Annotated in this window: 10 protein-coding genes and 2 pseudogenes; 6 read left to right on the forward strand and 6 right to left on the reverse strand. The window is 74.0% G+C overall.

All coding sequences use genetic code 11. The annotated features are described in order from the left end of the window. The first annotated feature begins 176 nt into the window (after nucleotides 1-176). Nucleotides 177-1,970 (forward strand): helix-hairpin-helix domain-containing protein, encoded by a 1,794-nt coding sequence (locus tag ACFVWU_RS42125; protein ID WP_387631406.1) that lies wholly within the window; start codon nucleotides 177-179, stop codon nucleotides 1,968-1,970. A 61-nt stretch (nucleotides 1,971-2,031) separates the two neighbouring features. Here ACFVWU_RS42125 and ACFVWU_RS42130 read toward each other — a convergent pair whose 3' ends face one another. Continuing rightward, complete coding sequence (locus tag ACFVWU_RS42130; protein ID WP_387631408.1) at nucleotides 2,032-2,904, reverse strand: carbohydrate kinase family protein; 873 nt, start codon at nucleotides 2,902-2,904, stop codon at nucleotides 2,032-2,034. A 3-nt stretch (nucleotides 2,905-2,907) separates the two neighbouring features. Further along, nucleotides 2,908-3,852 (reverse strand): pseudouridine-5'-phosphate glycosidase, encoded by a 945-nt coding sequence (locus tag ACFVWU_RS42135; protein ID WP_387631410.1) that lies wholly within the window; start codon nucleotides 3,850-3,852, stop codon nucleotides 2,908-2,910. A gap of 138 nt (nucleotides 3,853-3,990) precedes the next feature. Between ACFVWU_RS42135 and ACFVWU_RS42140 the strand changes: the two genes are divergently transcribed. Next, nucleotides 3,991-4,893 carry a LysR family transcriptional regulator gene (locus tag ACFVWU_RS42140; RefSeq protein ID WP_387631413.1) on the forward strand — a complete coding sequence of 301 codons (903 nt, stop codon included), beginning with the start codon at nucleotides 3,991-3,993 and terminating at the stop codon, nucleotides 4,891-4,893. A gap of 118 nt (nucleotides 4,894-5,011) precedes the next feature. Continuing rightward, on the forward strand, nucleotides 5,012-6,697 hold the full coding sequence (locus ACFVWU_RS42145) for a peptide-N4-asparagine amidase (protein ID WP_387631415.1): 1,686 nt from the start codon (nucleotides 5,012-5,014) through the stop codon (nucleotides 6,695-6,697). A gap of 322 nt (nucleotides 6,698-7,019) precedes the next feature. Here the strand turns inward: ACFVWU_RS42145 and ACFVWU_RS42150 are convergent, their stop codons facing one another. Continuing rightward, nucleotides 7,020-7,658 carry a response regulator gene (locus ACFVWU_RS42150; RefSeq protein WP_387631418.1) on the reverse strand — a complete coding sequence of 213 codons (639 nt, stop codon included), beginning with the start codon at nucleotides 7,656-7,658 and terminating at the stop codon, nucleotides 7,020-7,022. Between the two features lie 120 nt (nucleotides 7,659-7,778). Here ACFVWU_RS42150 and ACFVWU_RS42155 point away from each other — a divergent pair. Together ACFVWU_RS42155 and ACFVWU_RS42160 are read left to right on the forward strand one after the other, a co-directional pair. Beyond that, nucleotides 7,779-8,138, forward strand: a pseudogene (locus tag ACFVWU_RS42155) (fibronectin type III domain-containing protein); the annotation flags it as partial. 248 nt (nucleotides 8,139-8,386) lie between these two features. Then, nucleotides 8,387-8,857, forward strand: a pseudogene (locus tag ACFVWU_RS42160) (metallophosphoesterase); the annotation flags it as partial. A 56-nt stretch (nucleotides 8,858-8,913) separates the two neighbouring features. Here the strand turns inward: ACFVWU_RS42160 and ACFVWU_RS42165 are convergent. Both ACFVWU_RS42165 and ACFVWU_RS42170 read right to left on the reverse strand, forming a co-directional pair. Continuing rightward, complete coding sequence (locus ACFVWU_RS42165; protein ID WP_387631420.1) at nucleotides 8,914-9,075, reverse strand: hypothetical protein; 162 nt, start codon at nucleotides 9,073-9,075, stop codon at nucleotides 8,914-8,916. A gap of 423 nt (nucleotides 9,076-9,498) precedes the next feature. Beyond that, nucleotides 9,499-10,698, reverse strand: coding sequence for a sensor histidine kinase (locus ACFVWU_RS42170; protein ID WP_387631423.1), 1,200 nt, complete (start codon nucleotides 10,696-10,698; stop codon nucleotides 9,499-9,501). Between the two features lie 305 nt (nucleotides 10,699-11,003). On the opposite strand from ACFVWU_RS42170, the gene ACFVWU_RS42175 reads away from it, so the two are divergent. Next, nucleotides 11,004-11,723: a (2Fe-2S)-binding protein gene (locus ACFVWU_RS42175; protein WP_387631426.1), complete on the forward strand. Its 720-nt coding sequence runs from the start codon at nucleotides 11,004-11,006 to the stop codon at nucleotides 11,721-11,723. Nucleotides 11,724-11,809: 86 nt separating this feature from the next. Here the strand turns inward: ACFVWU_RS42175 and ACFVWU_RS42180 are convergent, their stop codons facing one another. Next, entirely contained in the window at nucleotides 11,810-12,562 is a 753-nt protein-coding gene (locus tag ACFVWU_RS42180; RefSeq protein WP_387631428.1) for a FadR/GntR family transcriptional regulator, read from the reverse strand. Nucleotides 12,563-12,725 lie beyond the last annotated feature (163 nt).

Here is a 12,725-nt window from a genome sequence, read left to right on the forward strand (position 1 = left end):
TCCAAGCACACCTGCTCGAACTCCTCAGCATTGACGAAACCCGACCCCGCTGGCTGGAGACCTAAAACCCCATGTGCGAAGTCCGGGACTAGCCGCTCGGCGGACGCCGGCCGGCCACCCGGCGGGCATCGGCCGACCACCCGGCGGACCGGGGCCGCCGAACCTAGACTTGCCCCATGCCCCGGCTCAACGACCAGGTCAGGGAGCTGCTCCAGGAGTACGCCGACCTGATCAACATCACCGGCGGGGACGCCTTCCGGGCCCGCGCCTACGAGAAGGCCGCCCGTGCGGTCGGCGGCCACCCCGAGGACCTGGCCGAGTTGGACGTCAAGGGGCTCCAGCAGATCCCCGGCGTCGGCAAGTCCACCGCCGAGAAGATCGCCGAGTACCTCGCCACCGGAAAGATCGCCGCGCTGGAGACCCTGCGAGCCGAGATCCCGTCCGGCGTACGGGAGATGATGGCCGTCCCCAGCGTCGGCCCCAAACGCGCCCTCTCCCTCTACCGCGACCTCGGCATCGCCTCCGTCGAGGAACTCGCCGAGGCGATCCGTGCCGACAAGCTGTCCGACCTGGCCGGTTTCGGCGAGCGCAGCGGCGAGAAGATCCTGCACGGCATCGAGCTGATGCGGCAGTCCGGCGGCCGCACCCTGCTCGACACCGCCACCGAGCTGGCCGACCAGCTGGTCGAGGCGCTCTCGGCCGTCCCCGGCTGCACCCGCTGCGCGTACGCGGGTTCGCTGCGCCGGATGCGCGAGACGGTGGGCGACATCGACGTGCTGGCGACCGCCGCCGACTCCGCCCCGCTGATGGCCGCGCTCACCGAACTCCCGTACGTGGCCGAGGTGATCGGGAGCGGGCCGACCAAGACCTCGGTCCGCACCACCCAGGGCGTCCAGGTGGACCTGCGGGTCGTCCCGGAGGAGGACTGGGGCGCGGCGCTGGTCTACTTCACCGGGTCGAAGGCGCACAACATCAAGCTGCGCACGATGGCGGTGCGGGCGGGACTGAAGCTCTCCGAGTACGGGCTGTTCGACGTCGAGGGCGGAGCCGGGAAGGACGGCGGGACCCGGAAGGACGGCGGGGCCGGGAAAGGCGCCAAGGCGGACGGCGCCAAGGTCGTCTCGGAGACCGAGGACGAGGTGTACGCCGCACTCGGCCTGCCCTGGATCCCACCCACGCTGCGCGAGGACCGGGGCGAGATCGAGGCCGCGCTGAACGGCGAACTCCCGGACCTCATCCAGGAGTCGGACCTGCGCGGCGACCTGCACACCCACACCGACCTCACCGACGGCCTGGCCACCCTCACCGAGATGATCGACACGGCGGCCGCGCGCGGCTACTCCTACTACGCCGTCACCGACCACGCGCCGGACCTGGTGATGCAGCGGATGACCGACGAGAAGATGCTCGCCCAGCGCGAGCAGCTGCGCCGACTCGCCGACCGGCACAAGAAGTTGCGCCTGCTGCACGGCACCGAGCTGAACATCGGCCCGGACGGCGGGGTGGACTGGCCGGCCGAGTTCCTGGCCGGCTTCGACGTCTGCGTGGCCTCCGTGCACTCGCACTTCGCCCTCGACCGCGCCGCCCAGACCCGCCGGCTGATCCGCGCCTGCGAGAACCCCCACGTGCACATCATCGGCCACCTCACCACCCGCCGGATCGGCCGGCGCGGGCCGATCGACGTCGACCTCGACGCGGTGTTCGCGGCGGCCGCGCGCACCGGCACCGCGATCGAGATCAACAGCTCCCCGCAGCGGCTCGACCTGCGCGACGAGGACGTCCTGCGGGCCAGGCGGCACGGCGTGCGCTTCGCGATCGACAGCGACGCGCACGCCACCGGCCACCTCGCCTACCCGCGCTTCGGGATCGGTACGGCGCAGCGCGGTTGGCTCACCGCCGAGGACGTGATCAACGCCTGGACCTGGCAGAAGCTGAAGCACTTCCTCCGCAAGGACGCACTGCGCGGCTAGGCGGCCCCACCCCGCAGCCCCACCCAACGGCCCACCCCGCAGCCCCGCCCCGGCTCATCGCCTACCCCGCACTCGCCCCCGGCGAGGCCAGCACCCGGGCCGCGCTGCGGTGCCCGAGCCCGGCCGCCAGGCGCAGGTCCCCGGTGTCCAGGAAGCCGGCCAGGAAACCCGCCGCGAAGGCGTCCCCGGCCCCGGTGAGGTCGCGCACCCGCGCGACCGGAGGGACCGGCACGGTGAACAGCCCCTCGCCGGGCACGTCGACGCTGGTCGCCTCGGCACCGGATTTGGTGACCACCGTGGTGGCCGCCAGCCGGGCGCGCCCGGGCCCCGGAAGGCCGTCCACCAGCAGGCCGAGGAGGGCCGACTCGGACCGGTTGGCGAACACGAAGGTCGGCGCCAAGTCGGCCAGCAGGCCCAGGAACCGCTCCCGCCCGAACTGCTCCAGCATGCCGGTCGAGGAGGCGTCCACCGAGGTGGTGCCGCCCGCCTCCCGGACCCGGCCGAGCGCGTCCACCGCCGTGGCGCCGACCGGCTCGCCGTCGAAGGAGTAGGCGGGCACGTGCAGGTGGGTCAGGCCGGCCAGCCACTCCTGCGGGACGCGCTCCAGCAGCGTGGCGGCGCCGCGGTCGGGCAGCATGGTGCGCTCGCCGTCCTGGTCGATGAGCACCACGATGCTGCCGGTCCGGCCGCGCCGCTGCACCCGTACGTCCACGCCGTGGCCGCCGAGTTCGGCGACGATGCCGTCCCCGACCGGGTCCGCGCCGACGCAGCCGAGGAAGCGGGCCGGGTACTGCCCGGCGGCGAAGCAGGCGACGTTGGCCGCGCTGCCGCCGCGCCGCCGGAAGACCTGGGCACTGGAGTCGGTGCCGTGGCGCAGCGGGCCGTCGGCCCAGACCACGATGTCCTCGACGAGGTCGCCGAGCACCCCGAGCACGGGTCAGGCCCCGGTCGTCGCGGCGGCGGCCAGGGCGGTGGCGATCTCGCCGCCGAGGCGGACGTTGCCGCGGTAGACCTCGACGTTGACCTCCAGGCTGCGGCCGCCGGTGTCGCGCTGGATGTAGTCGAGCAGGAACGGGGTGGAGGCGTTGCCGGTGACGCCCCGGCGCTCGGCCTCGGCCCAGGCCCGGGCCAGGATGCCGTCGAGCTCCTCCGGCGGCAGCTGCTTGGCCGGGTCGACCGGGTTGGCGATCAGGACGGCCTGCGGCAGGCCGAGCCGGTCGCGGGCGTCGATCACCTTGGCGGCCTCCTCGGGCGACTGGACGCTGAAGTTGATCTCGTGACCGGAGTCGGTGACGTAGAAGCCGGGGTACTTGGTGGTGCGGTAGCCGATGACCGGGATGTTGAAAGTCTCGAAGCGCTCCAGGGTGGCCCGGATGTCGAGGATGGACTTCACACCGGCGCTGACCACGGTGACCGGGGTGGCGGCCAGGGTGGTCATGTCGGCCGACTCGTCGAAGCTCTCGGAGGCGCCGAAGTGGACGCCGCCGAGGCCGCCGGTGGAGAAGACCCGGACGCCCGCGCGGTGGGCCAGGAAGGCGGTGGCGGCGACGGTGGTGCCGCCGTGCCGGCCGAGCGCGGCGACCACCGGCAGGTCGCGCAGGCTGACCTTGTCCAGGCCGTCGGCGGCGGCCAGTTCGGTGATCTGCTCGGTGCTCAGGCCGACGGTGGGCAGGCCCGCGTGCACCCCGGTGGTCGCCGGGACGACGCCCGCCTCCCGCAGCTGCCGCTCGGCCTCCAGCGCGACGGCCAGGTTGCGCGGCCGGGGCAGGCCGTGGGTGAAGATCGTCGACTCCAGGGCGACCACGGGGCGGCCGTCGGAGACGGCCTGCGCGACCTCCTCGGAGACCTTGATGGCGGGGGTGCTGGTGGGCAGTCCGGTCATGATGCGACCTCCCTGTGAGATGCCACTGCGGTGGGGCAACGCGACGATCAGCGTATGGACGCTCCGCATCGGAATCCAGAATGAGTCCTGGGACTTCCGATAGGCGATCACCTATCAGTTCGTCCTAGGCTGAACGGCATGGGTCTCACCTTGCGTCAGCTGGAGGTCTTCCTGACCGTCGCCGAGACGCTGCACTTCGGCCGGGCCGCCGAGCGGCTGCACATCTCGCAGCCGACGGTCAGCCAGGAGGTCGCCCGGCTGGAGCGGACCGTCGGCGTCGAGCTGTTCGACCGCAGCCGCCGCTCCGTCGCCCTGACCGAGGCGGGCGAGGTGATGGTCACCGAGAGCGCCCGGCTGCTCGAGCAGGCCGGGACGCTGCTGACCAGGGTCCGGCTGCACGAGGAGGCCCGGCTCGGCACGGCCCGGATCGTCGCCTCCCCGAGCGTGGTGAACCGGCTGCTGCCCGCCGTGGTCAGCCGGGCCGAGCAGGAGCTGCCCGCGCTCACCACCGCCGAACTCGCCGTGGACACCGGGCAGGTGTCCACCACCCTGGCCACCGAGCTCGCCGACATCGGCCTCGGCCGCTTCCTGACGGAGGTGCCCGGCTACCGGCTGGAGCGGATCGCCGACGAGCCGGTGCGTGTCGCCCTCGGCCGGGACCACCCGCTGGCCGGACGGACCGGCCTGCGCCTGGCCGAACTGCGCGACCTCCCACTGCTGTTGTGGCCGCGCGAGCAGCACCCCCGCTACTACGACCACGTGCTCGGCCTGTGCGCGGAGCACGGCACCGACCCGCCGGTGCTGGTCAGCCCGCCGCGGATCGTCGGCTCCCGGCTCTACCTGCTCGCCCGCAACCGCGCCTTCTCGCTGGTGCCCGGCTCGATGACCGGCCACCTCACCGAGGACGTGGCCACCGTACGACTGGAGGGCCGGGCCACCCTGCCGCTGGAGATGCAGTGGCGGACGGACGACCGCCGCCCGACGCTGGCGGTGCTGCGCGACGTGATCCGGCAGGAGGCGGCCGAGTTGGAGGAACCGTAGGAGCCGCGGGAGCTCCGGCACCCACCCTTGACGCTCACATGCCACCGCCGGAAGGATGCCCGGATCATCCACCCGCCCCGTCGCACGCCGACGGGCCGCCCGACCCCGGGGATCCACCGTGGCCCTGCACTCCCCGCTCCGCCGAACCGAGTCCCGAAGCCCTCTGCTGCGCCGCACCGCCCGCTTGGTCGGCGCCGCCCTCCTGACCCTCGCCGGCGCCCTCACCGCCGCCGGGCCCGCCCACGCCGACTTCGGCACCGGCTACCACGACCCGGTCACCGCCACCAAGCCGCTCACCCGCCCCGACACCCGCTCCTGCACCGTCGAGGTGATGCACGAGCGCGAGTTCCGCAACGGGTACGGCAATCCGCCCGACACCCCGTACACCGCCACCCTCACCCCGCCCGCCGACTGCGCCGGGCCCTGGTCGGCGGTGGTCATGGACCTCCACGGGCAGGTCGCCGGGCGGCAGTTCGACCGGATCTTCAGCGTTCGCATCGGCGGCGTGCAGGTCCTGCTCTCCTCCACCCCGGAGCCGTCCAAGGACGGCATCCAGTGGAACGTCGAGCGCGACCTCACCCGCTACGCCCCGCTGTTCACGGCCGGACCGCAGCCGTTCTCCTTCGACCTCGCCAACGTCACCGACGCCACCTACACAGGCGTCTACAAGATCTCGGCGAGCCTGACCTTCTACACCGCGAACGACCGCTGGCCCGCCGCCCGCGGCGCCGACCAGCTGCTCACCACCGGCCCGTTCGCGCTCACCCAGGCCGCCCCGACCGCCGGGCGCGAGCTCACCTTCCCGCAGAACCTGGAGCGCCTGACCGCCGAGGTCTACGCCCGGGGCGGCGGCGCCTGCGAGGAGTTCGCCTACGCCTCCGCGCCGGACGCCGTCGTCGCCGCCAACCCGTCGATCGGCGCCTGCGGCAAGGGCCCCTTCCGCGAGCTGCGGCTCACCGTGGACGGCCGGGTGGCCGGCGCGGTCTGGCCGTACCCGGTGATCTACACCGGCGGCTGGGACCCGCTGCTGTGGCGGCCCATCCCGGGCATCTTCGCCTTCGACCTGCCCGCCTACCGGCTCGACCTCACCCCGTACGCCGGCCTGCTGCTGGACGGGCGCCCGCACACCGTCGGCATCACGGTCAACGCGAGCGAGGCGCAGAGCAACGACGTCTGGACCGGCCAGGTCAACCTGTTCGCCGAGGTCGACCACGGCACCGACCGCACCTCCGGGCAGCTCACCGACTACCGGGTCGCCCCCGAGGCCACCGTGGGCACCGAGCTCACAGACCACGACGGCGGCAGCGGCGACTGGACCGTCATCGCCGCCCGGCACGACCTCGCCCGGGGCTGGGTACAGACCTCGCACGGCCGGATCACCACCGAGGTCCGCGACGACCTCGCCTTCAGCTCAGCCCAGCAACTGCGCGACAGCGGCAACGACGTGACGCTGCACAACGGGACCGACCTCACCCGCACCACCGCCACCTGGGGCGGCGGACCGCACCGCACCACCACGGTGCACGAGGGCGAGCCGCTGGACGTCACGTACAAGGTCACCCACGACGCGGCCGGGAACACCGACCAGCGCACCGCGATGGACCTCGGCTACCACCGCGAGGCCACCACGGCGACCGGCGGCCACGTCACCGAGCGCTCCACCGTGGACCACACCCTGCGACCCACCGCCCAGCGCCACGACGGGGACCGCACGGTGCGGACCGGCAGCAGCGTCGAGGACTACCGCAGCACCGGGCCGGAGGGGCCGTACCACCGGACGCTCAGCTTCGTGGACGGCTGGTAGCGGGTCGACGGCCCGCAATGCCCGGCGAAGGCCTCGCGACTTGCGAAATTTGCCCGAATTCGAGCCGTTCACCCCTGGTGCGCGCGCCGTAGGAGGCGCATGATGGGAAATGGACCTGCGAGGTAGCTGAAGGAAGTTCGACCGCAGGAGGCAGTGGCGACAGATCGAGACGGATCAGGGTCTGCCGCTGAGCACTACCTCGGTCGACGATCGAACTACCGGCCGGAGGACACTATGTCCGGAGGCCACCCCCACCTCGTAGGTTCCGCGCGTCCACGGAGCATCCCCTCGGCCCCGTGGGCGCGCTCCCGTTCCGCCCTGGTCACTGCGGCACCGGGTAGCCCATCTCCCAGGCGTACACGGCGATCCCCACCCGGTTCGGCACGCCCAGCTTGCGCTGGATGCTGGCCACGTGGGTCTTCACGGTGCCCCGGGAGATGAACAGTTCGGCGGCGATGTCGGCGTTGGTGCGGCCCGCCGCGACGTGACCGGCGATCTCCACCTCGCGCCCGGTCAGCGGCACCACCGGGGCCGGCTGCGCGGGGCGGGGCGGCGCCGTCACGTGCTTCAGCAGCCGCACCGTGACCGACGGGCTGATCAGACTCTCCCCGTCGGCCGCCGCCCGGACCGCCTCGGCCAGCAGGGACGGGCCCGAACGCTTCAGCAGGAACCCGGACGCGCCGTGCCGCAGCGCCGGGTAGACGTACTCGTCCAGGTCGAAGGTGGTCAGCACCACCACCCGCACCGAGCCGGACAGCCGCCGGGTCACCTCCAGCCCGTCCAGCCTCGGCATCCGGATGTCCACCAGCGCGACGTCCGGCCGCAGTTCGGCCGCCAGCTCCAGCGCGGCCTGCCCGTCGGCGGCCTCGCCGACCACCTCGATGTCCGGCTGCGCGTCGAGAATCCGCCGCACGCTCCGCCGTACGGCCTCCTGGTCGTCCGCGATCAGGGTGCGGATCACCCGCGGACACTCACCGTTCGTACTCGTCACAGCGGGCAGTCTCCCGCATCACCCGCCTGGCGGGAAAGTTCACGCCGCCGGTGCGGCGCGGTTCACCTCCGTCCGGTGAGGCTGGCCGCCATGAACGCATCCCGTGGACGTCTCCCCGTCAGCAGGCGCGGGCTCCTGGCCGGGGCGACCGGTCTCGGCCTCGGCGGCGCCGTCTCCCTCTCCGGCATCGCGCCCGCCCCGGCCGTCGCCTCCCCACTGCTGTGGGAGCGGCCGGACCGCTCCGGTGCCCCGGGCGTGGCCGGACTGCACCTGCAGTTCGGCTCGGACGCCTCGCGCGAGGTCACGGTCTCCTGGCACACCACCACGTCCGTCTCCAACCCCCGGGTGGTGTACGGGACTTCGCACGGCGGCTTCGGCCGCAGCGAGCAGGCCGAGACCCGCACCTACCGGGACGCCGCCTCCGGCACCGAGGTCCAGGTGCACCACGCCCGGCTCACCGGCCTGCACCCGGACACGGACTACGTCTACGCCGCCGTCCACGACGGCGCCACCCCCGAGCTCGGCACCGTCCGCACCGCCCCGCGCGGTCGGGCCGCCCTCACCTTCACCAGCTTCGGCGACCAGGGCACCCCCACCTCGGCAAGCAGACCGCCAACGGCTACGTCAACGACAACCTCGGCAGCCCGGCCGCGGGCGACACCACCGCCGGGGTCGAACGGGTCGCCCCGCTGTTCCACCTGGTCAACGGCGACCTCTGCTACGCCAACCTCGCCACCGACCGGGTCCGCACCTGGTCCGACTGGTTCGAGAACAACACCCGCTCGGCCCGCCACCGCCCCTGGATGCCCGCCGCCGGCAACCACGAGAACGAACGCGGCAACGGCCCGATCGGCTACGGCGCCTACCAGGCCTACTTCGACCTGCCGGACGCCGGCTCGGACGACGAACTGCACCGCCTCTGGTACGCGTTCACGGCCGGCTCGGTCCGCGTCATCAGCCTCAACAACGACGACGTCGCCTACCAGGACGGTGGCAACTCCTATGTGCACGGCTACTCCGGTGGCGCCCAGCAGCGCTGGCTGGAGCGGGAGCTGATCGCCGCCAACGCGGACCCGGGGATCGACTGGATCGTGGTCTGCATGCACCAGGTGGTCATCTCCACCGCCGACAAGTTCAACGGCGCCGACCTCGGCGTCCGCGAAGCCTGGGTACCGCTGTTCGACAAGTACGGCGTCGACCTGGTGGTCTGCGGCCACGAGCACCACTACGAGCGCTCCCACCCGATCCGCGGCCAGCAGCCGACCGACACCCGCACCCCGATCCCGGCCGCCACCGACACCGAGACCGTCGACACCACCCGGGGCACCGTCCACATGGTCATCGGCGGCGGCGGCACCTCCGCCCCCTCCAACAAGCTCTTCTTCACCCCCGCCAAGGCCCGCGTCATCACCGGCGTCGGCCCCGTCGACAAGGCCACCGGCAAGCGGCCCCCGGTCTACGTGATCGAGGACGCCCCCTGGTCCGCCTTCCGCGACGCCGACAACCCGTACGGCTTCGCCTCCTTCGACGTCGACCCGGGCGAACACGGCGGCGACACCACCATCGACGTGACCTACTACTCCGTCAGCGGCCCCTACGGCGACCTCGTCCCGGTCGACCGCTTCACCCTCACCCGCCCGCGCGGCGCCCGGGGCGGCGGCCGCGAGCGCCGAGACGACCGGCGGGGGTGCGGGTGCCCGGTGGACGGAGCCGTCGACCATGACGACGGCCGCCGACCCGCACGGGCGTGGCACCGACCCGCACGGGCGTGGCGTCGGCCGAGCCCGCTCGGCCGACACCACCGGACGGTTCACCGCTGGCGCCCCGGCAACACGCACACCACCTGCCACCCCGCCGGGGTGACCGGGCCCGAGGTCAGGGTGCCGCCGTGGGCCGCCGCACGGGCCGTGAGACCGGGCAGGCCGGTACCGCCCGAGCCGGGTCGGCGGCGCAGCAGGGGCCTGCGAACGGCGGGGCCGCCGTTGTCGGTGACGGTCACCCGGACGGCGCTCCCGTCGTCCGCCGGGGCCACCAGGACGGTCACCTCGGTGGCCTGCGGGGCGTGTCGCCGGATGTTGGTGAGGGCCTCCAGGACGACGGCGTACACGGTCGCCTCCGCCTCGGCGGCGAGCCGACCGGAGACCTCGGGGGTCAGCTCGACGGTGGCGCGCAGGCCGCCCGTCGTCCCGAAGCGGGTGACCAGCTCCGGGAGGTCGGCCAGGCCGAGGCGGCGGGTCGGCGCCCCGGTGCTCCGGTCGTCCTGCGGGTCGCGCAGGGCGCCGACCATGTCGTCCATCGAGTCGAGCGCCCGCAGCCCCGCCTCCTCCAGGCGGCGCAGCAGGGCGGCCGTCTCCTCGGCTTCCTGGCCCGGGAGCTGACCGGCCTGGGCCTCCAGCACGATGCCGGTGATCTCGTGGGCGACGAAGTCGTGGAGGCCGCGCGCCACCTCGAGCCGCTGCTCACGCCTGGCCGCCGCGACGGCGCGCTCCCGGCGGGCGTCCAGGATCCGCAGGTAGAGGCCCGCCCCGGCCGCTCCGAGCACCGGCACCAGGGAGAGCAGCACACCGATCACCGGCCCGGCCGGGCCGCCCTGTGGTGTCCGGAGGGCGAACCGCAGCGGCAGGACGACGGCGGCCAGGCCGACCAGGCCGCCGACCGGTCCGACCCAACGGTCGGGCAGTCGGCGGACGGCGCGGAAGACCACGCCGAGCAGGGCGAGCCATTCGAAGGGCAGCCAGAACCCGGGCAGCCGGTACGGCCCCGAGTAGAGCAGGTCGACCAGCAGGGAGGCGCCGGCCACGGCTCCCGCCGCAGCGGTGGGCGTGATCCGCCCCGTCGGCCAGGGCAGCGACGCCACCACCGCCGCGAGCACGGCCGTCAGGGCGATCAGCGCGGCCGCGCCACGCTCCCCCGGGTGCGCGAGGGCGACGGGCGCCAACAGGACGACGGCGGCGAGGACGGCGAGCACTCGCCGGGACCGGGCGGGGCGGGGCTGAGAGTCGGTGCGCACCCGGCCGAGCCTACGGGCCACTCTCCCGGGGGAGGCGGGTTCCTCCCCGGGATGGAGACAACTCCCCTCCCGGGCGGGAGGCGAGGTCGAGGGCCCGGGAGCAGAATCGGAGCACGCCCGACGCGGCGGTGCCGGGCGGCAGGGGCAGTGCCGGGCGGCCGGGGCGCGGCGGTACCGTTCATGCCCATGATCGGTGTCCGACCGCACCCCTGGAGGCTTGCCCCGATGCCCCTGCACCACCACCTGCCCGCAACCGGGCCGACCGAGCGTGGCGCGGGGTTAAACGGCCGCACCGGGGAGGGCCGTTGAACCCCGCGCCCGACTACGGCCAACTCGCCGCCGTCGGGCCGTACTTCGCACTGGACACCTCCCCGGCCGGGGCGCCGCCGCCGGGCTTCCGCCCGCTGCCGGAGCTGTACGGCACCGGAGCCGACGCGCCGCTCGCCGCCCGGGTCCGGGTGGTGGCGCAGCGACTGGGCACCACCGAGCTCCGGGTCGCGGCCTCGATCCTGCACCTCGGACTGGCCGCCCGCTTCTGGTCGGTGGGCCTCGGTTCGGCCGTGCTGCTCGGGACGGTGCCGACCCTGGAGCAGGCCTGGGTGCGGATTCCGGACCAGGGGCCTATCGACCTCTGGACTCCGCTGGAGCCGGCGCGCAGCACGACCGGCAGTCTCGCCGACCAGCTCCACCGGGCCGTCCTGCTGGGCCAGTTGGAGCCGCTCGCGGCGGCGGTCCGGGCCACCGTCCCGCTCTCGGCACGCCTGCTGCACGGCAACGCCGCCTCCGCCCTGGCCGGAACCCTGCGGGTGCTGGACACCCATGCTCCGGGAGCGGCCCGCGAGTTGGTCGCGGAGCTGCTGGCCCGTCCGCCGCTGGCCGGGTCCGGCACGCTGCTCACCGGGCCGCGCGGAACGGCCTTCCGCCGGACCAGCTGCTGCCTCTACTACCGGATCGGTCCGGGCGCGGGGCTCTGCGGGGACTGCTGCTTCACCCGGCCGCCGGCCGCAAGGAAGCGGAGCGACTGAGACCTTCACGGGTGAGGGTCATCTCCGAGACACGGACCACCGCCTCCCGGCCCTCCACCAGCACCGCCGCCGTCACCGCCGTCACCTCAGCCGTCCTCCGCCAACCGCTGCTGCCCGCGCACCAGATGGTGCACGCAGGCGACCGCGTGCGTCTCCGCCGCCGCGCGGGCGCCGACCGCGTCACCGGCCAGCACCGCGACCAGGATCTCGCGGTGCTGCTCGGCGAACTGCTCCTGGTCGGGCCCGTAGGGGGCGGGCAGCCACAGCAGCGGTCCGAGTTCGGCCTGCAGCCGGACGGCGAGCCGGGTGAGGCGCACCGACCGGGCGGCGACGGCGAGTTCGATGTGGAAGCGGGCGTCGGCCCGGCGCTGGTCGGCGGGCCCGGCGGCGCCGCGCAACTCCTGCACCAGCCGGGCGAGCCGGGGGCCGAGGTCGGCGGGGGCGCGTTCGGCGGCGAGCCGGGCGGCGGTGCCGAAGACGGCCGATTCCTCGTCACCGAGGTCGCGCAGGTCGACGACGGCGAGGTCGCGCAGCCTGGCGAGCTGGAGGTGCTCGCAGCCCTCGGCGGGGATGCGGACGAAGCTGCCGCCGTTGCGGCCGCGCCGGGTCTCGATCAGTCCGGCCTCGCGGAGCAGGGCGAGCGCCTCGCGGACGGTGCCGTTGGCGACGCCGAGCTGGTCGGACAGGTCGTTCTCGTTGGGCAGTTGATCCCCGTCGGCGACCAGGCCGAGGGCGATCGCCTCGGTGATCCGCCGGGCCACGGCGTCGGCCCGGCCGAGGTCGGCGAGCGGCGCGAGGACGGCGCTGAGCAGCGGGGTCGCACTGCCGAAGGTCGTCACGCCGGCCCCTCCTCCAGAGTGCACGTCTCCCGAAGGGTACCTCCTGGCCGGGCGCGCGCCCTTGCCGTCGGATGCTCAACCTCGTGCGTGCGCCCCGGAGCCTACGAAGGCGAGCTCCGGCACAGCGCGGTTCATGACGCCCGAGCAGTTGGACTTCAGCAGC

The sequence above is a fragment of the Kitasatospora sp. NPDC058190 genome, assembly GCF_042883685.1.
In the GTDB taxonomy this organism is placed as follows: domain Bacteria; phylum Actinomycetota; class Actinomycetes; order Streptomycetales; family Streptomycetaceae; genus Kitasatospora.